At 61.1% G+C, this 23,751-nt stretch carries 21 protein-coding genes; 15 read left to right on the forward strand and 6 right to left on the reverse strand.

What is annotated here, in order from left to right; all coding sequences use genetic code 11:
• Nucleotides 1–4: 4 nt before the first annotated feature.
• Together FXB41_RS13470 and FXB41_RS13475 are read right to left on the reverse strand one after the other, a co-directional pair.
• A complete protein-coding gene (locus FXB41_RS13470) occupies nucleotides 5–874 on the reverse strand; it encodes a branched-chain amino acid ABC transporter permease (RefSeq protein ID WP_219682098.1) in 870 nt (289 codons plus the stop codon).
• A gap of 159 nt (nucleotides 875–1,033) precedes the next feature.
• Nucleotides 1,034–2,212: an ABC transporter substrate-binding protein gene (locus FXB41_RS13475; protein WP_219682099.1), complete on the reverse strand. Its 1,179-nt coding sequence runs from the start codon at nucleotides 2,210–2,212 to the stop codon at nucleotides 1,034–1,036.
• A 517-nt stretch (nucleotides 2,213–2,729) separates the two neighbouring features.
• Between FXB41_RS13475 and FXB41_RS13480 the strand changes: the two genes are divergently transcribed.
• Nucleotides 2,730–3,005 (forward strand): hypothetical protein, encoded by a 276-nt coding sequence (locus tag FXB41_RS13480; protein WP_219682100.1) that lies wholly within the window; start codon nucleotides 2,730–2,732, stop codon nucleotides 3,003–3,005.
• A 51-nt stretch (nucleotides 3,006–3,056) separates the two neighbouring features.
• Nucleotides 3,057–3,932 carry an NAD-dependent epimerase/dehydratase family protein gene (locus tag FXB41_RS13485; protein ID WP_219682101.1) on the forward strand — a complete coding sequence of 292 codons (876 nt, stop codon included), beginning with the start codon at nucleotides 3,057–3,059 and terminating at the stop codon, nucleotides 3,930–3,932.
• Nucleotides 3,933–3,936: 4 nt separating this feature from the next.
• On the opposite strand, the gene FXB41_RS13490 is transcribed toward FXB41_RS13485, so the two are convergent.
• The 3 genes from FXB41_RS13490 to FXB41_RS13500 all read right to left on the reverse strand — a co-directional run bounded on the left by FXB41_RS13490 (nucleotide 3,937) and on the right by FXB41_RS13500 (nucleotide 6,441).
• Entirely contained in the window at nucleotides 3,937–4,500 is a 564-nt protein-coding gene (locus FXB41_RS13490) for a sugar transferase (protein WP_219682102.1), read from the reverse strand.
• An 85-nt stretch (nucleotides 4,501–4,585) separates the two neighbouring features.
• A complete protein-coding gene (locus tag FXB41_RS13495; RefSeq protein WP_219682103.1) occupies nucleotides 4,586–5,083 on the reverse strand; it encodes an NUDIX hydrolase in 498 nt (165 codons plus the stop codon).
• A gap of 20 nt (nucleotides 5,084–5,103) precedes the next feature.
• A complete protein-coding gene (locus FXB41_RS13500; protein WP_219682104.1) occupies nucleotides 5,104–6,441 on the reverse strand; it encodes a sedoheptulokinase in 1,338 nt (445 codons plus the stop codon).
• A gap of 120 nt (nucleotides 6,442–6,561) precedes the next feature.
• Between FXB41_RS13500 and rfbF the strand changes: the two genes are divergently transcribed.
• From rfbF to FXB41_RS13565, 13 genes are all read left to right on the forward strand, one after another.
• Nucleotides 6,562–7,329 (forward strand): glucose-1-phosphate cytidylyltransferase, encoded by a 768-nt coding sequence (gene rfbF, locus FXB41_RS13505; RefSeq protein WP_219682105.1) that lies wholly within the window; start codon nucleotides 6,562–6,564, stop codon nucleotides 7,327–7,329.
• Nucleotides 7,311–8,408, forward strand: coding sequence for a CDP-glucose 4,6-dehydratase (rfbG, locus tag FXB41_RS13510; protein ID WP_246648807.1), 1,098 nt, complete (start codon nucleotides 7,311–7,313; stop codon nucleotides 8,406–8,408). Before rfbF ends, rfbG begins: the two co-directional genes overlap by 19 nt.
• A gap of 24 nt (nucleotides 8,409–8,432) precedes the next feature.
• Nucleotides 8,433–9,230 (forward strand): aldolase/citrate lyase family protein, encoded by a 798-nt coding sequence (locus FXB41_RS13515; RefSeq protein WP_219682106.1) that lies wholly within the window; start codon nucleotides 8,433–8,435, stop codon nucleotides 9,228–9,230.
• A 31-nt stretch (nucleotides 9,231–9,261) separates the two neighbouring features.
• The gene (locus FXB41_RS13520) at nucleotides 9,262–9,978 is read left to right on the forward strand and encodes an SDR family NAD(P)-dependent oxidoreductase (RefSeq protein WP_219682107.1); all 717 of its coding nucleotides are present in this window, start codon (nucleotides 9,262–9,264) and stop codon (nucleotides 9,976–9,978) included.
• Nucleotides 9,962–11,086, forward strand: coding sequence for a 3-dehydroquinate synthase (locus tag FXB41_RS13525; RefSeq protein ID WP_219682108.1), 1,125 nt, complete (start codon nucleotides 9,962–9,964; stop codon nucleotides 11,084–11,086). The genes FXB41_RS13520 and FXB41_RS13525 overlap by 17 nt, the downstream gene beginning before the upstream one ends.
• A gap of 27 nt (nucleotides 11,087–11,113) precedes the next feature.
• The gene (locus tag FXB41_RS13530; protein WP_219682109.1) at nucleotides 11,114–12,190 is read left to right on the forward strand and encodes an NAD-dependent epimerase/dehydratase family protein; all 1,077 of its coding nucleotides are present in this window, start codon (nucleotides 11,114–11,116) and stop codon (nucleotides 12,188–12,190) included.
• Nucleotides 12,187–13,992: a thiamine pyrophosphate-binding protein gene (locus tag FXB41_RS13535; protein ID WP_219682110.1), complete on the forward strand. Its 1,806-nt coding sequence runs from the start codon at nucleotides 12,187–12,189 to the stop codon at nucleotides 13,990–13,992. The genes FXB41_RS13530 and FXB41_RS13535 overlap by 4 nt, the downstream gene beginning before the upstream one ends.
• Entirely contained in the window at nucleotides 13,992–14,441 is a 450-nt protein-coding gene (locus tag FXB41_RS13540) for a GtrA family protein (RefSeq protein WP_219682153.1), read from the forward strand. Before FXB41_RS13535 ends, FXB41_RS13540 begins: the two co-directional genes overlap by 1 nt.
• Complete coding sequence (locus tag FXB41_RS13545) at nucleotides 14,438–15,376, forward strand: class I SAM-dependent methyltransferase (protein WP_246648809.1); 939 nt, start codon at nucleotides 14,438–14,440, stop codon at nucleotides 15,374–15,376. Before FXB41_RS13540 ends, FXB41_RS13545 begins: the two co-directional genes overlap by 4 nt.
• Nucleotides 15,369–16,307, forward strand: coding sequence for a glycosyltransferase family 2 protein (locus tag FXB41_RS13550; RefSeq protein WP_219682111.1), 939 nt, complete (start codon nucleotides 15,369–15,371; stop codon nucleotides 16,305–16,307). Before FXB41_RS13545 ends, FXB41_RS13550 begins: the two co-directional genes overlap by 8 nt.
• A gap of 71 nt (nucleotides 16,308–16,378) precedes the next feature.
• Nucleotides 16,379–17,674: a glycosyltransferase 87 family protein gene (locus FXB41_RS13555; protein WP_219682112.1), complete on the forward strand. Its 1,296-nt coding sequence runs from the start codon at nucleotides 16,379–16,381 to the stop codon at nucleotides 17,672–17,674.
• Complete coding sequence (locus FXB41_RS13560; protein ID WP_219682113.1) at nucleotides 17,671–18,489, forward strand: hypothetical protein; 819 nt, start codon at nucleotides 17,671–17,673, stop codon at nucleotides 18,487–18,489. Before FXB41_RS13555 ends, FXB41_RS13560 begins: the two co-directional genes overlap by 4 nt.
• Before the next feature lie 540 nt (nucleotides 18,490–19,029).
• Nucleotides 19,030–22,074: a hypothetical protein gene (locus tag FXB41_RS13565; protein ID WP_219682114.1), complete on the forward strand. Its 3,045-nt coding sequence runs from the start codon at nucleotides 19,030–19,032 to the stop codon at nucleotides 22,072–22,074.
• A gap of 35 nt (nucleotides 22,075–22,109) precedes the next feature.
• Here the strand turns inward: FXB41_RS13565 and FXB41_RS13570 are convergent, their stop codons facing one another.
• The gene (locus FXB41_RS13570) at nucleotides 22,110–23,651 is read right to left on the reverse strand and encodes a hypothetical protein (RefSeq protein WP_219682115.1); all 1,542 of its coding nucleotides are present in this window, start codon (nucleotides 23,649–23,651) and stop codon (nucleotides 22,110–22,112) included.
• Nucleotides 23,652–23,751: the final 100 nt, after the last annotated feature.

Genomic DNA, 23,751 nt, shown 5'->3' on the forward strand with positions numbered 1-23,751 from the left:
GAACTCAACGCGCGGCCGTGCGGCCGAACAGGCCGTTCGGGCGCCAGATCAGGATCACGATCATTATGGTGTAGATCACGAAAGGTCCCATCTTCGGGACGTAATATTTGCCGGCGACATCGGCGATGCCGAGCAGGAGCGAGGCCAGGAACGGGCCGGTGATCGAGGACGAGCCGCCGACGGTCACCACGATCAGGAAGTAGATCATGAACTTCAGCGGAAAATACGGGTCGAGGCCGACGATCTCGGCGCTCAGCGCGCCGCCGAGACCGGCCAGGCCGCAGCCAAAGGCAAATGTGAAGGCGAACACCTGCGGCACGTTGATGCCAAAGCCGCTCGCGGCGCGGGGATCGTCGACCGCCGCGCGCAGGCGGCTGCCGAAGCGAGTCTTTGCCAGCACCATCTGGAGAGCAATGGTGAGCAGCCCGCAGATCACGATGATCATCAGCCGATAGCGACCGATGCCGACGCCGAACAGGTCGAACTGGCCCTGGAGCGCGGCCGGCAAATTGATGAAGACCCGCGACGAGCCCTGAATGTAGTCGACGGCCGCGACCGACATGAACGTGAGGCCGATCGTGAACAGCACCTGGTCGAGATGGCTGCGCGTATAGAGGTGTCGGTACAGCGTGCGCTCGAGCACTATGCCGATCGCAGCGGAGGAGACGAAGGCGAGCGGCAATGCCGCGAAGAATGGCCAGCCCATCCGGTTGACCAGCACCATGCAGACATAGCCGCCGGCCATGGCGAAGGCGCCATGGGCGAGGTTGACGAAGTTCATCAGGCCGAGCGTGACCGCGAGCCCGCAAGCCAGCACGAACAGCAGCATGCCGTAGGCAACGCCATCGAACAGGTTGGTGAGGATTGAGGTCATCGTCTCAGCTTGGCGTTATCGTCATGGCCGGGCGCGTCCGGTCATCCACGTTCTTGGTTCGGCTCCCGATGCCGGGGTCAAGCCCGGGCATGACGAGAGTGGCGGGCGAGATCCCCGATGCGCGCTAATGCGCGCGCCGGGATGACGCACTTTCGTGCGTCACTTCTTGGTCTTGCCGAGATCCTTGACGGCTTCGAAGGTCGCGAACTCGACGTTGTAGAGCTCGCCGTCGACCTTCTCGACCTTCCGGATGTAGATGTTCTGCACGATGTCGCGGGTCTCTGGGTCGATCGAGATCGGGCCGCGCGGGCTCTCCCACTTCTGGCCTTTCATGGCTTCGACCAGCTTGGTGCCGTCGGTATCACCATTGGTCTTCTTCAACGCTTCATAGATCAGGTGAATGCCGTCATAGCCGCTCACCGCCATGAAGCCCGGCCGGTTGCCGTACGCCTTCTTGTAGGCCGCCACGAAATCCTTGTTCATCTGCGAGGGATGCGCCGCGGAATAAAGGTGCGCGGTGACCGTGCCCAGCACGGCGTCGCCCATGTTGTTGAGGAGGTCATCGTCGGTAACGTCGCCCGGTCCGATCACCTTGATGCCGGCCTTGTCTAGCCCGCGTTCGGCATACTGCTTCATAAAGTTGCCGCCCTGGCCGGCCGGCACGAATACGAAGATCGCATCGGGCTTGGCGTCCTTCATGCGCTGAAGGAACGGCGCGAAGTCGGGGTTGGCGAGCGGCGTCTTGACCTCTTCGACCACCTCGCCGCCGCCGGCGGTGAAGTTTTGCTTGAAGAAGTTCAACGCATCATTGCCGGGCGCGTAGTCGGAGGTGAGCGTCGCCACCTTCTTGATACCGTTCTTCACCGCCCAGTCGGCGATGATGGTGGAGGACTGCGCTAGCGTGAAGCTGGTGCGCACGATATAGGGCGAGCGCTCTGTGATGATGGAGGTTCCGGCCGCCATCACGACTTCTGGGATCTTCGCCTGCGTCGCGAGCGGTGCGGCCGCGAGGGCGGCCGGCGTCACGCCAAAGCCGGCGATGAAGCTGACCTTGTCGTTGACAATCAGCTCCTGCGCAGCGGTCTTGGTCTTGTCCGGAATCGCAGCATCGTCCTTCAGGATGATCTCGATTTTCTTGCCGGCGACGGTGTCGCCCTTCTGCTGCATGTAGAGCTTGATCGCGTTCTCGATCTGCTTGCCGGTCGAGGCCTGACCGCCGGTCATCGGTAAGATCAGGCCGACCTTGACGCTATCCACGGCCTTGGCCGGAGCAACGGCCACGAGACCAGCGACGGCGGCTACCGCGGCTGTCCGAGAAAATTGTTTGCATTCGAACATCAGTGTCCCTCCCCTTGATTCCTGACCTCTTGTGCGGCGAACCGAGTGCCCGATCCTTGCCTCACTCTAGCTCACGCGCGAGCCCTATCGCGCGCAACATGGCGTTCTTGGCGCCCCCCTTGTCAATCGGACGTTTGGCGACCATTCGGCGCAAGCCGAGCGTCCCGATTTCCAACGGCGGGGAGCGATGTCGCGGTTACGCCGGGGTGACCTGAACGCCCCGACCCTGTCTGCTTTGATTTGTACGATTGTACAAATAAAATGGACTTGTCAACGAAAAAGCCCCTGGCCGGTCAAACCACTTTGTCGCGAGCCGACAGGCGCAGTCTAGGGATACCGCCAGCCAGGTGGATGGAGGATTTGCAAGAATGCGTACAAGGACACGGCCGGCCAAATTTTGGTATTTAATACCGACCTCGAATAAGTCTATTTTACCTCGTTGATAGTTAGACTTGCGATCGCCGACGACCATCCGGCGTTCTTCCCATCTCCTGTCAGAACGATAGAATAGAAGTGAATGAATTCTAACATCCGCTCCCTCGTCATTGGCTTGGCGGCCCTCCTGCTGCCTGTGGCACTGTGCAGCTGCAGCAACATCAATGAAGGGATCACCGCCACCATGGGCGACTACGTTCCGCAGTGGGCTGGGGGCCTACCAGCCGACGCGCCGCCGCGACCGGGCTCGACCAAGTACGACGCCTGGATGAAGGAACGGGAGGCAAACCGTCTGCTTCCGGCTTCCGAGCGCAAGGGGGCCAAACCGGACCGGAGCGAACTTGACCCCGTACGCTAGCGTTGCTTCTAAGGCGACGCGGATCGAAAGCAGCCGGAACTGAGTGGAATCGTGGACGACGAGGCACAAGCGGAGCAGACCGATAGCCTGGTAATTGGCGGCACCGGACTGGTCGGCAGCTACATTATCCAGCATCTCGCCCGCCGCGGCGAGCGCGTGGTTGCAATGTCGCGTTCTCGGCGCGAAACGGCCGGGGCACGCTGGATCCAGGCAGAACTGCAGCAGCCGGATACGCCGACAGGCCTGAACTTCACGACGTTGTACTGCACGGCTAGCGCTATCCTGCTCGCCAACGCCCTGCCTCGCCTCCTCACCCCGTCCGTAAGGCGTGTGGTGGCGTTTAGCTCGACGAGCGTAGTAACCAAGCAGGACACCGAGGTCGATGATGAGCGCGAGATGATCCGCCGGCTGACGCAGGCCGAGCAGGCGGTCGTGGCGATCTGCGAGCGCGCGCACATCGACTGGACCATTCTACGCCCAACCCTGATCTACGCCGAGGGACGGGACACCAACATCACACCGCTGTCGCGGTTGATCCGCCGTTTCGGTTTCATGCCTCTGGTCGGGGGCGCCCCCGGCCTGCGGCAGCCGGTCCACGCCGAGGATCTCGCAATCGGCGCGATTGCCGCGGCCGAGAGCCCAGCGGCCCGCAACAAGTTCTATGCGCTCCCGGGCGCCGAGACACTGCCCTATTGCGAGATGATCGGCCGGATTTTCGACGGTATGCGGCGGCCGCGACGGTTGGTTTCCGTCCCGCCCTGGCTATGGCGCGCCTTCTTTGGTGCGGCGAAGCCGCTCTTCCCGACCGCGAATGTCGCCATGGGCCTACGAATGATGAAAGATATGACCTTCGATGCGAGGCCTGCGACCGAGGATTTCGGCTGGAAGCCGCGCAGCTTCCACCCGGTGTTTGATCGCGGCGACTGAAATCTCAGCCGATACGTGCCACGCGATCTACGGCCATTCCGTGCCCGCACAACGTTGCCCAGAGCAACTTCAGGTCTCTAAGCAGGCTTCTGCTATTGACATACTGAGCATCAACCTCCGCAAGCAGCTCCGGCTCCGACATGTCGATGTCGTTGACCTGGGCAAGGCCGGTCATGCCAGGGCACACCTTGAACACGCCCAGCCGGTGCCTTGCCTCGATCAGCGTTGTCTGCGATGGCAGGCAAGGCCGTGGCCCGACCAAGCTCATTTGACCGGCCAGCACGTTGCACAATTGCGGAAGCTCATCGATCTTGGAGCGGCGAAGGTATTTGCCGAGAGGCGTGACCGACGAGGCCTGCACCTCGTGGGTGGGGAGATCGCCGGTGCCGATGTACATCGTCCTCAGCTTGTAACAGGTGAACGGCTGGGCGTTCCTGCCGATGCGAACCTGCGCAAAGATCGCCGGCCCCGGGGACTGGAGCCGGATCAAGATGATGATGACGAGCAGGATCGGCCAGAACACCAGCAGGAACGCCGTACAGACGAGTATGTCGAACAGCCTTTTCATCTCTTACTCGTCACCTCTTGCGCATTCCGCCTATCCTTCCGATGCATCCGGCGAGCATGGACAGTCAGGACCCAATCGATCGCAGCTACCTCTTTCCTTCGAGCCAGTCTCCATAAAAGAGCTGGGCCGGATAAAAATCCTTCGGCAGGCCCTCGATCCAGCTCAGCTCGCCGTTCGCGGGCCGGCCCTCGCCCAAATACATCCGCGCCGGATCGAGCTCGCTTGTCAGGCTGCAGCGATAGAGCAGAGAAACAAAGTGGCCACGGTCATGTTCGCGGAGCTCGGCAATATTGCAGGGCGCCGCCTCGCTCTCGACGGTCGCACCGATCTCTATGCGCGCGACCGCATCGATCCGCGAGCGGAAATCTTCCCGGAAGCGAATGATGCCGCCGGGGATATGCCAGCCGGTATCGTATTCGTCTTCGCGCCAGGCGAGCAGTGTGCGTCCGTTGCGACGGATGAGCAGATCGACGTTGATGAGGGGGGTCACCTTGCGGATGAAATGAAATACCTCGTCAGACAGTCCTTTGCGCGGGTCGCTCATCGTCGCGAGCACGTTCTCAAGATCGACTTTGGCGGTCATCGGATTCCTCAGGTTGACAATCAACTGGAACGCGTATGGGCTCGCGACAAAGCCAGCAGGCCGTCGAGCGTTTCCTCTCCACTGGCAGTTCCCGCAAGGCGCGGCGTTCGGCCACTCAGCGCGGCGAGCACGGGGACGATGAATTGCGCGCGTCGGCTGAGACCTCCAGACACGAGAACAATCTGCTCGTGCCGATCCGGATCCAGGCGATCCATCGCTTCAATATACTGAGCGAGCCAGGCTTTGGCGATTGCGGACATTACACTTCTCGGCGAGAGATTTCCTTCCCGGATCGCACCGATCGATCCGCCGTCGTGATAGCGCCAGGCAGCTTCGAACACGTTCAGGTCGACCTCGAGCGCCGCCTCCATTACCTCCACCGCCGACAGTTCGGCAAACTGGCTCCAGAAGAAAGGCTTGCCACCTCCGAGCACGGCGCTTCCGTCCAACAGTTCCGCGTATACGCTCAGCGCGCGACCGGACGGGATGAAAGGTATGGCGGCGAACTCGGCACCATCGGCTCCCGGGCGCCGTTCGACGTCGGGCGGGATGGCGGCCGTCTTGAAAAGTACTTGCGAGCCCGTGCCGAGATTGATAATCACCTTGGCAACTTGCGGGAAACCCGTGCCTGCCGCAGTGGATTGCACATCGCCCAGGCATCCGAACACCGGCACATCGAGACCAGCGAGGCGAATACGGCCGGCGATCTCACCCATCGACACGATCCGAGACTTGATGATGTCAAACTCGTCGAGCCCCACCAGTTCAGCAAGTTGTCGCGACCAGCCCTGCTGCGTCAGATCGTAGAGGCCGGTCCCGGCCGCCATCGACACGTGGACCGCCGGATCGCGCTCGCCACCGCGCCACAGCAGCCAGTCCGGCAACGTGAAGATCCTGAACCGTTCGGGCAAACGGCGCTGTGCCGCAAGATGCGCCAGAGACGACACCGGCAAACCCGGCCGAACGCGCATGCCGGTCAGCGACAACAACCGTTCGGCCGAGGCGCTGATGCGATCGAAGGTCGATGAGCCTGACGCATCCATCAAAGACGCACGTCCGTCGCGCCAGCTGATATAGGGAGTAACAGGCACGCCCTCGGCGTCGGCAACAATAACACCGTGCAGTTCCGAGCACAGCCAGAGCGCCGCGACCTTCGGATACCTGCTCGCGAGCACGCCGGCGGTCGCCTCGAGCGCGGCCCAATAGCCCTCGGGAGAAATCTCGACCTCGCCTGCCGGACCAAATCTCGGGGCTGGTGAGGCGGCCTGGGCCTCGTCCAGGACCTTGTGTGAATCCATGGAAACCACTACAGATTTCACGCGGCTGGTTCCGAAATCGACGAGCAGAATATCGGCCATTGAGCACCCCTTCGATCTGTACCATCCTTGTGCATTTCGATAGGACCATTGAGGACATCGGACACCCTTGCGGCGTCAAACCGGCAGACGAATTGGCTCACACATAAGGGGTCCTCTCAGATGAAAGTCGTACTTCTTGCAGGCGGCCTTGGCACGCGAATCTCGGAAGAGTCTGCGTTACGGCCGAAACCGATGATTGAAGTCGGAGGACGGCCGATCCTCTGGCACATCATGAAAATCTACCTTGCGCATGGTCTCCGCGACTTCGTCATTTGCTGCGGGTATAAGGGGTACATGATCAAGGAGTACTTCGCAAACTACGCGCTGCACATGTCCGATGTGACGTTCGACATGGAAAGCAATTCCGTCCAGGTCCATCAGAAGAAGGCCGAGCCGTGGCGGGTCACGCTGGTTGACACCGGCGAGTCGACCAACACAGGTGGACGATTGAAGCGCATCTCCGACTACGTCAACGAGGATTTCTGCATGACATACGGCGACGGTGTCGGCTCCATCAACATCACTGAACTGATCGCGTTCCACCGCCGGCACGGCAAGCTCGCGACGATGACCGCGACGCAGCCTCCCGGCCGCTTCGGTGCCCTGCAGCTCGAGGACCATTCGGTGACGTCGTTCCTCGAAAAGCCGACGGGTGACGGCGGCTGGATCAATGGCGGATTCTTCGTGCTGTCGCCCAAGGCGCTGGAGCTGATCGACGGCGACGAAACGGTCTGGGAGAGCAAGCCGCTCGAAACGCTAGCGCGCACCGGACAATTGCAGGCGTTTTTCCAACACGGCTTCTGGCAGCCGATGGATACGCTGCGCGACAAGAACCACCTCGAGGATCTCTGGCGGTCGGGCAAGGCCCCTTGGAAGGTCTGGTCGTGACTCCCCGTGAATTCTGGCCGGGTCGGCGCGTCTTCTTGACGGGTCACACGGGCTTTAAGGGAAGCTGGCTTACGGTTTGGCTGAGGGATCTCGGCGCAGACCTGACCGGATTTGCGCTGCCTGCGCCGACCAAGCCGAGCCTGTTCGAAGCGGCGGACATTGCATCCGGAATGACCTCGATCATTGGTGACATCCGCGATGCGGACGCTCTCGCCAAGGCCTTACGCCATGCCCGGCCGGAAGTCGTCATTCACATGGCGGCTCAACCCATCGTCCGGTTGTCGTACGAGCAGCCGATCGAGACCTACGCGACGAACGTGATGGGGCTCGTTCACCTATTCGAGGCCGTACGTAGGTCGCCGGGCGTGCGGGCCGTGGTCAACGTCACGAGCGACAAGTGCTACGAAAACAAGGAATGGGTTTGGGGATATCGTGAAACCGAGCCCATGGGTGGTCACGACCCCTACAGCAGCAGCAAGGGCTGCGCCGAACTCGTGACCGCGGCCTATCGCCGTTCATACTTCAATCCTGACACCTACAACCAGCATGGCATCGCGCTTGCCAGCGCGCGTGCCGGCAATGTCATCGGCGGCGGCGACTGGGCGCGCGACCGGCTCATTCCCGACATTATGCGCGCCATCGAAGCGAGGGAGTTGGTTCGGATCCGCAATCCGCACGCGATCCGCCCCTGGCAACATGTGCTGGAGCCTCTAAGCGGATATCTGAGCCTAGCTCAGAAGCTGTACGAGGCGGGACCGGCTTTCGCCCAAGGTTGGAACTTTGGACCCTCCGAGACAGACGCGCGCCCCGTGCAATGGATCGTCGAGCACCTGACGAAGATGTGGGGTGATGGCGCGGGCTGGCAGCTCGACCAGCAGGACAATCCTCTCCATGAGGCGCACTATCTGAAGCTCGATTGCGCCAAGGCCAAGTCGGAACTTGGATGGAAACCGATCTGGAGCCTGGAACAGGCGCTGAGCCGGATTGCGGATTGGCACAAGGAGGCTTTACAGGGTGGTAATGTGTATGCCAAGACACTCGCCCAAGTGAGGGCCTACCAGGAAGAACTTGGGTTCTAGGTTTCTATTGCGTCGGGGATAATCATGAATAAGCGCGAACGGGAAATGCTCGAAATTCTGAAGAAGCTGCGCCAGGAGTATGGTGCGGTTTCTGTCAAGGCGGAGTTCGAGGCAGAGGGTACCCGCACCGATGAGTTGCTTCGGCTGATCGATCTGGCGCGCCGCGCCGATCTGAAGATTGGCCTGAAGATCGGCGGCTGCGAGGCGGTACGCGATCTGATCGAGAGCAAGCAGTTCGGCGTCGAGTACATCATCGCGCCGATGGTCGAGACCCCTTACGCGCTGAAGAAGTTCATCGATGCGAAGAATAAGGTCTACACGGCAGAGCAGAAGGAAGACACCAGCTTCCTCGTCAACATCGAGACCATCACGAGCTTCAACAGCCTCGACGAGATGGCTAAGGTCGCGCAGATTAAGGACGGCATCCAGGGCCTCGTGTTCGGCCGCGTCGACTTCGCGGGCTCGAACGGCCAGGACCGCTCGGTGATCGACAGCGAAGGCGTCACCAACTACGTGCTCAAGACCGCCGCGGTGTCCAAGGCCGCCAAGCTCGAACTGGTGGTCGGCGGTGCGATTGGCATCGACTCCATTCCCGAGCTGAAGAAGATGCGAGACGTTCACCTGACCCGGTTCGAAACCCGCAAGGTGATCTTCGGCGCCGACGCGCTCTCGAATCCGAAGATGGCCGAAGGTCTCAAGAACACGGTAAACTTCGAGCTGCAGTGGCTGAAGAACAAGCGCGACTATTACGGCGAGATCCAGGGCGAAGACGCTTCGCGCATTGAGATGCTCGACAAGCGCTGGGAAAAGATCAAGGGCTGAGGACGTCCGTCTTCCGCTCAAGGCAAATGTGATGGACCCAGCCGGTTTTTCCGTTGCTATCTTCGGAGCAACCGGCGCGATCGGTCAGGCGATTTGCCGCTGGTACCAGACGCGCGGCCACCATGTCGTGGCGATCGGCCGCGCGTCGTCGCCTCCCAGGACCGCCGACGGTATGCAGTGGGTCAATTGGGACATCGGCTCGCCCGATCAATTCCCTGACGCCCTGGGATTGCGAAAACTCAATGCCGTGGTCTGGGCCCAGGGCATGAACTTCAACGACGACATCCATTCATTCGATGCCGCCGAGCATCAGCGGATCTATTCCGCGAACGTCGTCTTCGTGCTCGAAAGCTTGCACATCCTGCTCAAGGACGAACTGCTGGCGCCGGCGGCACGGCTGTGCGTGATCAGCTCGATCTGGCAGAACATTGCCAAGCAGAAGAAGATGTCCTACGCCATCACCAAGTCCGCGCTGCAGGGCCTGGTGCAATCATTGTCGATCGACCTCGGAGGCTCTGGGATCCTGGTCAACGCGGTCCTGCCCGGCGCGCTCGATACGCCGATGACGCGGGCAAACTTGAGTGCGGACCAGATCGCGCGTCTTGAGCACATGAGCCCGCTTGGAACACTGCCGTCGCTCGACGACGTCTGCAACCTCGTCGGCTTCTTGTGCTCGGAGGCAAATACCGGCATCACCGGCCAGTTCATCGCTGCGGACCGAGGCTTCTCCCATGCAAGAATCATTTGAGATTTCGGCATCGACTGGTCGCTATCCAGTCACCGTCGGCCAGAACCTCTTTTCGCAGCTGGTCGCCGAGAATCCCGACGCGATTTACATCATCGACAAGATCCTTGAGCCGCGGTTGCCCGCCAGCGTCACCAGGCGCATCGTGATCGAGGCGCTCGAGAGCAACAAGTCGCTCGAATTCGCGCCGCATGTGATCAAGGAGCTGCGCAAGCTCGGGGCCGACCGCACCAGCCACCTGTTCGCGATCGGCGGCGGCATCATCCAGGATATCACGACCTTTGCCGCCTCGATCTACATGCGCGGCGTCGAGTGGACATACCTGCCGACCACACTGCTTAGCATGGTGGACTCCTGCATCGGCGGCAAGTCGTCGATCAACGCAGCCGGCTACAAGAATCTCGTCGGCAATTTCTTTCCGCCCAACAACGTCGTCGTCGACGTCTCGTTCATCGACACGCTGGACGCGGAGATGATCGTCGGCGGCCTCTATGAGGCCGGCAAGATCTGCTACGCCAGCGGCTATCAGGGCTTCCTCGAGTATCTCGCCCAGGAGCCGGCGCGCGCGATGACCGCCGAGCAGGCCCAGCGCGTGATCCTGAAATCGCTACACACCAAAAAATGGTTCATCGAGGTCGACGAGTTCGACCGCAAGGAGCGGCTGCTGCTCAACTTCGGCCACACCTTTGGTCACGCCCTCGAGGCCGCAACGGAGTTCGCGGTCTCGCACGGCATCGGCGTCGGCCTCGGGATGCTGGTCGCAAACGAGTACGCCAGGCGCCATGGCAATTTGACGAGCGATGGTCTTGAGCGCGCCGACCATCTTGCAAGCCACGTCAGGGCGCTGCTCGGAAGCGGCGCGTCGTCGTGCCTGCCGCCGGGCCTGCCGATGATCGATCTTGCGCTCGTGATGGACAAGTTCGACTACGACAAGAAGCACCGTCCCGGGTTCTACCGCATCATCGTGCCGTCCGGCGACGGCGGCCTAGAGTTGATCTCGGTGCCGAAGACCGACGAGGTTCGGCGCAATATCGTTGCAGCCTACGAGGCTGCACTGGGAGACATTCCCTGGCCGTTCGCCAGGCCCGAGCGCGCCGCGCTGGCGTCGTAGGGTTGGCACACACTTCATAGGCCAGACATGACAGCTCCGTCCGAGACGAACGCAGGTTCCGATTGGTCGCTGACGAGCGACCTTGAGTTCGTCGCCGACGCCGTGGGCAAGGAGGTCTGGGCGCAGCTGAAAAATGCCAGCATCTTCATGACCGGCGGCACCGGCTTCATCGGCTGTTGGCTGCTCGAATCCTTACGCTACGCGGACACCGAACTTGGGCTCGGCCTGAACGTCACCGTTCTCACGCGCAATCCCGCCGCCTTCCAGCGTAAGGCACCGCACCTCGCCAGTTACGAGAGCTTCCACTTCGTCAGTGGCGACACCTCGGATTTCGCCAGCCCCGAAGGGGCCTTCTCGCACGTGATCCACGCGGCGACCGATGCCAGCGCCGAGCTCAACGAAAGGGACCCGCGCCAGATGTTCGGCACGGTGGTCCAGGGAACCCGGCGGGCGCTGGATCTGGCGATCGAAAAACAGGCAGGCCGCTGCCTGTTTCTGAGCTCCGGCGCGATCTATGGGCGGCAGCCCTGGGAGATGACCCAGGTCGGCGAGGATTGGATCGGCGCGCCGGACTGTACCGACCCGAAGAATGCGTACGCAGAAGGCAAACGTGCCGCCGAAATGCTGTGCGGCATCTACCGCAAGCAGTTCGGCCTCAACGTCTCGATTGCCAGAATTTTCGCCCTGCTCGGCCCGTACCTCGCCCTCGACATTCATTTTGCCGCCGGCAATTTCATCCTCGACGCCATGCGCGGCCAGACGGTGGTCGTACAGGGCAACGGAAGGCCCTGCCGGTCCTATCTCTACGCATCCGATCTGACGGTTCAGCTGCTCCACCTGCTCGTGCGGGGGGCGCCGGGCAAAGCCTATAATGTCGGCTCGGACGAATCGATCTCGATCAAGGAACTGGCCGTACGGACGTCCCGTCTGCTCGGGACGGGCGAGGTGAAGGTGCTGGGTGCGGCCGATGCGGGCTGGAATCCGGGCCGTTACGTGCCGAAAACCGATCTTGTGACCAAAGAGCTGGGCCTGTACAGAACTGTGACATTGGACGAGGCGATCCGCCGAACGGCCCTCTGGCACGGATGGAAACCACAAAAATGATGAAGTTATCGGACTGGGTAGCGCAGAAAGTCGTCGAGCTTGGCGTTCGCCACGTGTTCATGGTCACGGGCGGCGGTGCCATGCACCTCAACCACTCGTTCGGCAGCCACAAGCAGCTCGAAGCCGTTTTCAACCACCACGAGCAGGCCTGCGCGATGGGCGCCGAGGCGTATTATCGCCTCACCAACCGCCTAGCGGTGGTCAATGTGACATCGGGACCCGGCGGCACCAACGCCATCACCGGCGTCTATGGCGCCTTCGTCGATTCCATCGGCATGGTCGTCATCTCTGGTCAGGTCAAATGGGAGACCACAGTCAGGAGCACCGGCCTGCCCTTGCGTCAGTACGGCGACCAGGAGTTAGATATCGAGGAGCTCATTCGTCCCATCACCAAATATTCGGCGATGGTCACCGATCCCAAGACGATCCGCTATCATCTGGAGAAGGCCTTCTACATCGCCACCGCGGGTCGTCCGGGTCCGGTGTGGCTCGACATCCCTCTCGACGTGCAGGCCTCCAAGATCGATCCCGACACGCTGCAAGGCTTCGATCCCTCCGAGCTCGACGAGCCCTGGAAGAAGACCGACCTTTCGACCGTCTGCAAGGCCATCCTCGAGAAGGTCGCCTCCGCCAAGCGCCCGGTCGTGTTCGCCGGCGGCGGCGTTCGCCTCAGCGGCCAGCACGAGGCCTTCCTCAAGGTCATCGACAAGCTCGGCATTCCCGTGGTTACCGGCTGGAACGCGCACGACGTGATCTACGACGCACATCCGACCTATGTCGGCCGGCCCGGCAGCCTCGGCGATCGCGGCGGCAATTTCGTCGTCCAGAACTCCGACTGCCTGCTCGTACTCGGCAGCCGGCTGAACATCCGCCAGGTCAGCTACAACTGGAAAATGTTCGCCCGTGAGGCCTACAAGATCTGGGTCGAGATCGACGAGACCGAGTTCAAGAAGCCGTCGGTGAAGCCGGACATGCCGATCCTGGCGAGCCTGACCGACCTGCTTCCGGTGCTCGCCGAGATGCCCTATGCGGGGCCGACTGAGGCCCACCGCACCTGGCTGGCCTGGTCCAAGGACAAGCAAGCCCGCTTCCCGACCGTGCTGCCGGAGTACTGGAACAACCAGCTCGTCAATCCCTACTGCTTCATGAAGAGACTGTTCGACGAGCTCGACGAGGACCAGATCGTCGTGACCGGCAACGGCAGCGCCTGCGTGATCAGCTTCCAGGTCGCCGACATCAAGCGCGGCCAGCGGCTGTGGACCAATTCCGGCTGCGCCACCATGGGCTACGATTTGCCGGCCGCGATCGGCGCCTGCAAGGCTTCCGGCGGCAAGCCCATCGTCGCCCTCGCGGGTGACGGCAGCATCATGATGAACTTGCAGGAGATGCAGACCATCATCGGCATGAACCTGCCGATCAAGATCTTCATTCTCAACAACAACGGCTACGTCTCGATCTTCCAGACGCACCGCAACTTCTTCAACGGCGTCGAGATCGGCGGCGGACCGAAGAGCGGCGTGAGCTTCCCCGACTTCGAGCCGCTCAGCAAGGCGTTCGGCTTCCCCTATCGGCGCTGCTCTCGCCATCAGGACATGGCCGAGGCGATCAACAGCACGATGAGCGTCGACGGTCCCGCGGTGTGCGAGATCATGCTCGACGAGAATACTAAGTTCGAACCGAAGCTTGGCGCGAAGGCGCTGCCGGACGGGCGCATCGTGTCGCCGCCGCTGGAAGATCTCTCGCCATTCCTGCCGCGCGACGTGTTCCGCGACAGCATGATCATCGACACGATCGAAGAGTGATGGTGGCGGCCGTGCGCTCGCAGGCATGGGATGCTCGGAAATACCTTCGTCAGCACGAGACGAAGATCCGCTTCCTGTTTGCGGGCGCACTGAACACCGGCTTCGGCCTCGCGGCCTATCCGATCCTGTACGTCCTGCTCGCGCCGCTGAAGCTTCACTACATGGTCGTCCTGGGCATCACCCAAGTCACCTGCGTCACGTTCTCCTATCTGACCAACAAGTTTCTGGTCTTTCGCACCAGCGGCAATTATCTTCGCGAGAGTGGGAAGTTCGCGTCATTTCATTTGGGCTATTTCCTCCTGAACCTGGTTGCGCTGCCTTTTCTCGTCGAAGTCCTGGGCGCTTCACCGGTCTGGGGGCAGACGTTTTTCGCATTTGCGGTGGTGGTCACCAGCTATTTCTGGCACAGCAGGATCACGTTTGCCGCTGCACCGACGAGCAGAGAATGATCCAGAACGGCTATCTTTCCAGACACTGCCCGATCTGCGGGAGCAAGCCGCCGGCCAAGCCGGAGATCTCCTCCGAGGTCCCCGCCGAGACCAAGGACTTCGAGTCCCTGGTTCCCTATTGGAACGGGTTATTCAAGGACAAGGTCTTCTTTTCCTATTATCGCTGCGAGACCTGCGGACTTCTGTACACGCCGACATTCTTCACCGGGCCGCAGCTTGCGCAGCTCTACGCGCAGATGCCGCCGAACATGGACGTCGTGCCGCTCGACTCGCTCGAGCGCACCCAGCGCGGCTATTTCGACATGCTGAAGTCCGCAGCGCCGCTTCAAGGCGGCTTCATCGAGGTCGGCCCGGACGTCGGCCTGTTCACCAGGAACTGCGTCAAGGACGGACGCTTCGACCAGTATTGGCTGTTCGAGCCCAACCGTGACGTCGAGTCGGCCCTGAGCTCGACGATGGGGGCTGCGAAATTCCACATCATCCACGACATGTTCGGCTTCTCGCAGGTTCCGGATGGAGCTGCGTCAGTGGCCGTGATGGTTCACGTCATGGACCATCTGCTCGACCCCGTGGCGACGCTGCGCGAACTCCGCGGAAAGCTCGCCCCTGGCGGCAACGTCATGCTCGTCACCCACGACGAGTCCTCGCTGCTTCGCCGCGCGATCGGCTGGAAGTGGCCGGCCTTCTGCCTGCAGCATCCCGAGATCTACAATCTCAAAACCATGCGCAAACTGTTCGAGATCGCCGGCTATGACGTGGTCAAGCAGGCCAAGACGGTGAACTACTTCCCCATCGCCTTCCTTCTCAAGCAGCTGTTGTGGGCCCTGGGGCTCAAGGTCAATTCCGTTCCGAGCTTCGGACAGGTCGCCGTCGGGCTCAAGCTCGGCAACATGCTGACCATCGCGACCCCGAAGAGAGCCGCCTCAAATGACTGACCGCAAGCTGCTCAGCATCGTCACGCCCTGCTACAACGAAGAAGACAACGTCGACGAGCTCTATCGCCGCATCAAGGCCGTGATAACCGGCGAGACCGCCTACGATTTCGAGATCATCTTCATCGACAACGCGTCCAGGGACGGGACGGTTGCCAAGGTGAAGACGCTCGCCGCGCTCGATCCGGCGGTCAAGCTGATCGTCAACACCCGCAATTTCGGCCACATCCGCTCGCCCTATCACGGCATCACCCAGTCGAGCGGCGCGGCCACGATCTATCTCGCCTCCGATCTTCAGGATCCTCCGGAGATCATTCCGCAGTTCATCCGTGCATGGGAGAACGGCTACAAGCTGGTGATGGCGATCAAGCCCGTCAGCATGGGAAATGCCCTCGTCCACTCGCTGCGCAAGAGCTACTACCGTTTCCTCGACGGCATCTCGGACATCTCGCTGCTCAGCGATTCGACCGGGTTCGGCCTCTACGACAAGGAAGTTCTGGACCATGTCCGCGAGATCGGCGATCCCTACCCGTACCTTCGCGGACTGATCTGCGAGCTCGGATACGAGATCAAGACGATCCCGTTCGAGCAGCCGCGCCGGTTGCGGGGCATCTCCAAGAACAACATCTACACGCTCTACGACATCGCGATGCTCGGCATCGTCAGCCATTCCAAGGTGCCGATCCGGATCGCCGCCTTCTTCGGCTTCCTCATCGGCTTTCTCAGCATCCTGGCGGCGCTAGGCTATCTGGTGCTGAAGCTCATGTTCTGGGAAGATTTTCCGTTCGGCCTCGCCCCGATCATGATCGGCGTCTTCTTCCTGTTCGGGGTTCAGCTCCTGTTCGTCGGCATCCTCGGCGAGTACATCGGTTCGATCCACACCTACGTGCAGCGCCGGCCGACCGTCGTGGAAAAAGAGAGGGTCAATTTTTGATCCGGCCCGCGAGCAGCAAGCGAACGACGCCATTCCTTCTCGCATGTTGCGTCGTTCAGATCGCGGGATGCGTGTACTACTGGCTGTTCTTCAAGAAGAACGGCTACCTTGCCTCGCCGTTCGTGTACGACAAGGCCGATACGTTTATGGATCTATTCCATACGATGTATTGGGCTGACGAGTCCGGGCGCTATACGGCCTGGAACTCGGTTTACCCGCCGCTCAACTTTCTTGTCCTGAAGAGCGTGAGATGGCTGATGTTCGGCGCCGCGCACGAGTCGGATGCTTTCAACCTGCGGGACGCGGCACAGCCCTTTTTCCTCTACGTCCTTGCGGCCTACGCCGTCGCAGTCCTCTTCGTCTTCCGCGACGCATTGTGGCGTGACTTCACGCGGCCGCAGAGGGCGCTGGTTTTCGTCGCGGTACTCTTGTCCCCGCCGATCCTGTTCACGGTGGAGCGCGGCAATCTGATCATCTTCGTACTGGGATTTCTCGCCTTGGCGCTCTCGAGCCTCGGCTGGGCAAGAGCGCTCGCGATCGGAATGCTGATCAACATCAAGCCGTACTTTGCGCTCTACCTGATCGCATTCGTGGTCACACAAAGGCCGAAAGAGCTGATTTCCTGCACCTTGATGGCAGGCGCTATCTATATCCTCACCGGCATCGTGCTTGACGCGCAGTTCCTCACCTTCGTGACGAACCTCCTGCAATTCTCCCAGGAGTTCAGCCTGTTCTCGCCGCGCGAGCTGCTCGGCCTGCCCTCGAGTGTCTCGGCCTTCAGCACCATCCTGCGGCTCTACCAGTACAGTGGAGGCACACTCTCGATCGCCGGCTTCGATATCGACGCGATGGCCACCCTGATCGAAACGGTGAAATGGCTGACGATCCTTGCGCTGTTCATCGCACTCTGGCGCGTGAGGGCCTGCATCTCCGTCGAGACGACGCTGGCTGCAACGACTATCGCAATTAGCAATCTCGGCGTCTGGGTTGGCGGCTACTCGTTCATCTTCTATGCCTGCCTCGTTCCAATCTTCTGCCGCCTGACGTACAGCAAGATCTATCTCGCCTGCGTCTGCCTGATCTTCGCTCCGATCGATGCCGTGGTGCTGTTCAACGAAAGCCTCGGCGATAGCTACTCCTATCTCTCTGGCGCGACGGTCCCCGTGGCCTTTCAACTGACCGCCGGCGCCTTGATGCGCCCCGTCGTCAACTTCGTCCTACTGTTCGTCATGACCGTCGAGATCCTGACCAATCGCGCGTTTTCGATGCCGGGGATTCTGAAAGACACGCGCTTGGCGATCCGTCGCGATGACCGCTTGTCGCCGATTGCTACCTTCCAACGCAATGGATTCTCGAGGCCAGCATGACCGATCTGTCGCAGGCAAGTTCGAAACCGATCTCCGTCAGAAGAACCGTGATCATCCTGCTGGTGGCAGCTCTTCTCGGCCTCTTCGCGGGCCTCGCCGCCACGCGCACCACCGTCGCCAGCAGCCAGGCGATCGCCGTCATCAGCATTGGAAAACCCAATAAGGACGGCTTCCTGGAGGAACCGTTTTCGCTCATTGAGCGGATCAAGTCGACCGGGTTTGCCACAACCGTGGCTGCACGTGCGGCCATGCCAGACCTGACCACCCTGCTTCCCGCGCGGCAGTACGGCGGAGCCGGCGCGCTTGAAGCCCGCACCCTGAGAGAGCCGACGCTCATCGAGATTCGGGTCAATCTTCCGCGGGCGGAAGCGGCCCAGAAGGCTGTCGCGGCGGTCATGGACCAATTGCTTGCTGATCACGAGATGAAGGAGCGGCCGCTGACCGACAGCGTTCGATCGTCTTTGCCGTTGATCGAGAAAGGCGTGTCGCAACTGGTCGAATCCCGCGACATGATCACCAAGCGCCTAGGAAGCCTGCCTCAGGACGGACAGACCGATCAGGAGATCGCGGCACTTCGCTCCGCCCTTGCCTTGACCGAAACCGGGCTGAGTTCACTTGTGGACAGCGCGAGGGCTCTGACGGTCCTTGCCGTCGACAGCCGAAAGACCCAGATCGTCGCGGCTCCAACGGTGATGACGACGAGCGGCGGCTCGTTCTACCGAATGACCGCGGCGGGGACAGTGGTGGGTCTGGTCATCGGATTTCTCCTGCTCCAATTGTTCCCCAGCCTTTTCCGTGCGCGAAGCGCGGCATGAAACCTGCTTCTCGTGGACTTATTGCGAAATAGATGAGCGGTGCAACTATGCCGTGACGGAAGTGCAAAAGCTCTTGGCATCGGCGCCACGAAAGCTCAGTAACCTGAGCCGGGAGGGCCGGCTACGCCAAAAGATACCTTGGCGGTCGACGATGGCCGCAACTGACGATCAATTGCCGTGCTCGCGATCGGTTCCGCCGGTCGTCGAACAGTCCGGCAGCCCATATCCGGTGCCGGGATGCAGCTTCAGCGGACCACAACCGGGGGCAGAATGCTGCACATCGAGCGAGAAGGATCCAAAAAGACTTTGAACAGCAGACCGATCCGTCTTTGAAGATGAGATCGCGTGCTGTAAGAGCAATAAATTATTGGCCGGATTCCCGCCACATTTGGCTCTCTCCGGCAGCTCAGCAGCGATAGGCAGCACTGAGGCGATGATTTCATGACCGTCTCAGCGAAAGCGGCCAGTAGATACGCCCCGTACAGGTGGCTGCTGAGAGACCCGATCGCCATCCTGGCTTTGCTCGTCTTGGCGATAGCCGTGCTCTCACAGCCCATGCTGTCGCGAGAGCTGATTCCCGAAGGCCTCGTATTCACCCGGTCCGTGGTCTCCGACCAAAGCCTCACCGAGGAACAGGCCCCGCTCGACCTCGGAGCCCTCGGAACGTCCGACCGGTCCACCGCGCTCAAGCTTGATCTCGACTTCAAGGTCTCGACTACAACGGGCCATCCCAATTTGCTGCAGACCGACGCTGCCAATCAGGGCCTTCGTGTCGAGCTGGGCGGTCGCGTTCTCGCGCTCATCGTCGGCAGCCGCGCCAATGGAGTACCGTACCAAGCCATACCCCTGTTCACGAAACTGTCGATCGGAACATGGCATCATCTGACCATTCGCATCGTCGGAGGACGCTATGTCGACGTCGCGCTCGATGGCCTTTGGCCCGACGCGATGAGGTTCGACAAACCCTTTTCCATGCGGAACACAAGGGTTGGCATCGGTTTCGACGACCTGAGACGTTTCCGCGGTGACCTGAAGAATATCCATGTCTCGGTCGGGTCGTCACCTCTGTTTCGCGTGTGGTTGGCGATCGTCAATATTCGCATTGAATGGTTCCTCGGCCTGTTCGCCATTGTCCTCCTTCAAAGGTATTTCGCGCATCATCCTCTCTCCTTCGTCCCCTCGGACATCGACATCCAACGGGCCGGAATCCTGAAACACCAGTTGGAGATTCTGCTGACGAAGCTGCCGCTTCCGCTGATCTGCCTGTCGATCCTTCTGAACTTGAGCGCCGCCCTCTATTCGGCAGCGATCCGTCATTTTCTCCAGGAATCCGACTTCATCACGCGGACGCTGCTGCCGGGATTCCAGCGATTGGAAGGCGCGCCGCCGTTCAACTCGCAACTTCTCCTCTTCATGCTCGTCGAGATGTCGCTGGTCGGCACTTTGGCGGTTTTCTGGTTCGCGACACCTCTTGGAAAACCAGAGCTCGATCGCATTCCTCGCAAACTGATCGCGGGGATCTGCGCTCTGTCCGCAGCTCATCTCCTGATCGCCTATGGCATTTCGGCGAAGATTCTCGTTGCCTGCGCGATCGTCATGCTGCTGATCCTGCTCGCGCCCTGGCCATATCTGACCTTTACGCTGGCGCGCAGGCCCGTCCTGGCGACGCTGGCCGTGACGCGGCGCAGCTCCCGTTCGCCGCAACTCAACACCGCGTCGATCGCGCGCTTGAAGGCCGCAACGATGCCGGCGATCTCCGGACCGTTGTTCCGCATCTCGCCATTGGCCCGCAAGAGCCTGGCGCTGGTCGCGGGACTCCTGGTGTGCGCCGTTCTGGCGTGGCCTGTTCTTGCGGCCTGGTATCCGGTCATCATTCCCAACGACTACTTGGAAGCAGTCGACCGTTTCCGGCTCAAGACCTCAACCGGGACTATCGATATCAGCCGGGACCAGATGTCCGACTGTCTCAGCAAGATGGGCGCAAAGGACGGCACGGAAGAGGTCCCCTCGCCGAACGATCCGCCCGCGACGTTCAGTTGCGCCGGGCTCTCCCTTTCGGTCGACGAATGGAGCGGGCTCCAGGACTCGCTGGTATCGACCACCGGCTGGCAGGGCGAGGTCGGGCGCACCCTGTTTCACCACTCCTACATCTTCGTGCCGGCGCAGCACCTTCTGACCTACGGAATCGATCGGGCCGTTCCCTATCTCTACGGATACGGCAATACGCTCATGCATGCCGCTCTCATGCGGCTGGACGGCGGTCCTACGCTGAGCTCCTACTTCTCGACGTTCCCGGTTGCGGAGCTGGCGGGAATCGCCGGAATTGCGCTTCTGGTTCTGCTGGTCGGGCGTAGCGGCTGGGTGGCCGTTGCGGCCTTCGCGCTGTCCCTCGCCGCGTTCTATTCCATCACCTACGTCCCGGTGTTCCTCGCCGCGAGCTTCAGCCCGGCACGCTATGTGGGCCTGCTGTTCCAGCTCGCCTCGATCTGCGTGTGCTGCAGAAATCCCGCGAACACGCGACTGCTATTGCTGCTACCGCTCGCCGCAGCCGCCTCGCTGTTCTGGAATACCGAGTTCGCACTTCTTGGCCTCGTCGGCCAGGGACTGCTGACGATTGCCCCCGTCATGCAGCTGACGCTGATGCGGCGGATCCTCCTGCTCGGATCGTTGGCCGCCTGCGCCCTGGTCTATCCAATGCTGTTCTGGACCTCGCCCGACATCATCCGGACGGTTCAGCTGTCGTTCTTCAACATCGGCATGCCCTTCTTGGGACCGAGGGACGCGCTATGGTTCTTTGCAAGCCTGATCGCCATCGAAGCCGGTCTGTTCGGCCTGGCGCTGCTGTTTCTGAAGCCCGAGCGCACCTTGCGGCTGTGCTATCTGCCCGTGCTGGGCCTGCTGATCGTCAAGTACATCTACAATCCGTCCTCGCCGCATCTCTATCTGGTTCACACGCTGCTATGGCCGGCGCTGCTGCTCTATCTGCCTCCGATCGCGGCGAGCATGAGACCCTTCATCGCGGTCGTAGCCGTCTGCATCGCTGCCGTCGCCGGCAGCATCTACAAGTCAGATGCCGCAGCCTTCCGCAAACTGTTCGCCGATGACTACGCTATCAGCAACTGGCCCTCGCTCGGCGAATCCATCGGCTTCGTGGCACCGGAGGAGCCGATCAGCGAACGGGTCGCGAGCATCCGTGAACATATCGGCCCCGACGACACGCTGATCTTCCTGTCGCCCTTCGACCAGGTCCTGAGTTTCTACGTTAATCCGAAGACGGTCTGCGGCCATTTCGATATTTTGAGCAACCTTGCCAGCCACGCGATCGAAGATGTCATCCTGGCCTGCGCAACCCGATCGCCCAAGACGCTCATTGTTTATGACCGGGCCACGGAGAGCCCGTGTCCGACCGGATACCTCCAGACCCAGTCGCGATGCGCCCTGAAGGCAACAACGAAAGCCAATTTGACAGCACTCAGGGACAAATTGCTGCCCTCCGTCAAGCTCGTCGGGTCAGACCGGAACCTGCTGTTCTATCGTCCGGAGATCGGCGCCAGCGAAGACAAAAGCGCTTCGCGCGAACAATGAGCATCGTCCTGCCCGATCGGTGTTTTGAGAAGGCGTCACAGCCTGGCGCAGCAGAGATCATCCATGCGGACGTCGGGATCGATCTTGTATACCGGGAAGTAATTGCATCGCGCGAGCACAAAGGTGGCGCCGAAGCTTCGAACGAAATGATCCACCGTCTTCGCCCCCGGATCGCGCGCATTGTAGCCGACGCCGAGATAGGTGATCGGCATCAGATGCTGATGGGCCCTCATGGCGTCGAACGTCATGTCGTCGATGAAGATGTGCGCTTGCTGAGGCCTGATGCCGCACTTGCCGGCAAACTTCGTCACGTTCGATCTCACGGCATTCCAGTCCGTGTCGAGCGGGATCGACGGTCCCGACCAGCCGGCCACGAAATTGGGCTTGATCTCGTCCAGCGTCACGCTCGCCGACAAGACGCAGACCGCGAGGCTGACGGCGCCGATTGGCCACAGCATCGCCCTCGCGAAGCCCCGGAGATGGCCGAGCGCGAGCGCATTGATGAGCACAAGCGCGAAGTTGATGTAGAAAGCGCGATAGAAGTTCGTCGGCACATCGATGAGGAAGAGGCCGAGATGCCCGGCGATGGCGAGGAACAGGTAGAGCGGCGGCGCCGCGACCAATAGCAACACTCGATCACGAATGGAGTGCTCTTTCGAAACCAGGCGTCGAAGGGTCTCGATGCCTCCATGGAAAAACAGACCGCACGCAATCAGCAGGTTGAGCACAACCAATACCGAAATGAAGACGTTGAACGTCACGTAGAACGTCTTGCTCTTGTCCGTCTCCGTGCCCGGCAAATAGCCGTGCTCGTAGGCCGGTTCGAACAGGAACTGGTGTTGATACTTATTGACCTTGTCGGCGAGATAGTCCGTCACGGCGGGCCATCCTTCATGCTTTGCAAGGCCCGGCAGGGTCATGGTGTCGAAGAAGCGTTCCACATGCGGAAGCTCCGGACATTTGATCGCGGGAATGGCCGTGCTCGCGACCGCCCCGGTCGCAATGCAGAGGGCGCAAAGGCCGGCGAAGATCCGCACTGCGACCGGGCGCTGTCTGACCATGAATCCCGCCGCAAGCAGGATCCCGACCGGTGCGAGAATGAGGCCTTGCAGATGGGCAAAGAAGGCGAACAGCGCCAGCACGGTCGAGAGCGCAAGATAGAGGCAGACCACGACCGGATGGGTCCCATCGCGTTGGAGAAGCGTGTATCCGACGATACATGCCGCACCAAAGAGAATGAGCGGCAGCTCCATGCGAAACAGCACGAGTCCGGCGCCGGCCACACCGACGAAGCCGGCTGCGATGAGCAACGCGGCGGCCGGCGCACGGCGGTCTCGGAGCAGGATCAAGGCGGCGGCCACGGCGAGCATGACACCGGCCGACGGAATTCCCCGGATCAGCGACCAGCCAAAGGAGACGTCGAAAGCAGAGAATTGATAGGCGATGGGACGAAGCAGAACCGGGACGTCCCGCGCAACCGACGGGCACTGCGGCAGCAGCGAATATTCGAACGCGCCGTCAATCAGAAATCGCGCCCTGGCGAGCCGGAGCGCAACCTCGTCGGGGTAGAGCGGCATTTGATGCCACTGCGCAAGATAGAAGATCGCTGCCCCCAGAACAGCCAGTCCGCACGCCCACAGAGAAAGAGACCACCTATTGCTTAATTCGGATCCCATG

Source organism: Bradyrhizobium canariense, assembly GCF_019402665.1.
GTDB lineage: Bacteria > Pseudomonadota > Alphaproteobacteria > Rhizobiales > Xanthobacteraceae > Bradyrhizobium > Bradyrhizobium canariense.

Coding starts and splice junctions, on each gene's coding strand:
- FXB41_RS13470 (WP_219682098.1), bottom strand. CDS start 874: ATGACCTCAATCCTCACCAACCTGTTCGATGGCGTTGCCTACGGCATG.
- FXB41_RS13475 (WP_219682099.1), bottom strand. CDS start 2,212: ATGTTCGAATGCAAACAATTTTCTCGGACAGCCGCGGTAGCCGCCGTC.
- FXB41_RS13480 (WP_219682100.1), top strand. CDS start 2,730: ATGAATTCTAACATCCGCTCCCTCGTCATTGGCTTGGCGGCCCTCCTG.
- FXB41_RS13490 (WP_219682102.1), bottom strand. CDS start 4,500: ATGAAAAGGCTGTTCGACATACTCGTCTGTACGGCGTTCCTGCTGGTG.
- FXB41_RS13495 (WP_219682103.1), bottom strand. CDS start 5,083: ATGACCGCCAAAGTCGATCTTGAGAACGTGCTCGCGACGATGAGCGAC.
- FXB41_RS13500 (WP_219682104.1), bottom strand. CDS start 6,441: ATGGCCGATATTCTGCTCGTCGATTTCGGAACCAGCCGCGTGAAATCT.
- rfbF (WP_219682105.1), top strand. CDS start 6,562: ATGAAAGTCGTACTTCTTGCAGGCGGCCTTGGCACGCGAATCTCGGAA.
- FXB41_RS13515 (WP_219682106.1), top strand. CDS start 8,433: ATGAATAAGCGCGAACGGGAAATGCTCGAAATTCTGAAGAAGCTGCGC.
- FXB41_RS13520 (WP_219682107.1), top strand. CDS start 9,262: ATGGACCCAGCCGGTTTTTCCGTTGCTATCTTCGGAGCAACCGGCGCG.
- FXB41_RS13525 (WP_219682108.1), top strand. CDS start 9,962: ATGCAAGAATCATTTGAGATTTCGGCATCGACTGGTCGCTATCCAGTC.
- FXB41_RS13530 (WP_219682109.1), top strand. CDS start 11,114: ATGACAGCTCCGTCCGAGACGAACGCAGGTTCCGATTGGTCGCTGACG.
- FXB41_RS13535 (WP_219682110.1), top strand. CDS start 12,187: ATGATGAAGTTATCGGACTGGGTAGCGCAGAAAGTCGTCGAGCTTGGC.
- FXB41_RS13540 (WP_219682153.1), top strand. CDS start 13,992: ATGGTGGCGGCCGTGCGCTCGCAGGCATGGGATGCTCGGAAATACCTT.
- FXB41_RS13545 (WP_246648809.1), top strand. CDS start 14,438: ATGATCCAGAACGGCTATCTTTCCAGACACTGCCCGATCTGCGGGAGC.
- FXB41_RS13550 (WP_219682111.1), top strand. CDS start 15,369: ATGACTGACCGCAAGCTGCTCAGCATCGTCACGCCCTGCTACAACGAA.
- FXB41_RS13560 (WP_219682113.1), top strand. CDS start 17,671: ATGACCGATCTGTCGCAGGCAAGTTCGAAACCGATCTCCGTCAGAAGA.
- FXB41_RS13570 (WP_219682115.1), bottom strand. CDS start 23,651: ATGCCGCTCTACCCCGACGAGGTTGCGCTCCGGCTCGCCAGGGCGCGA.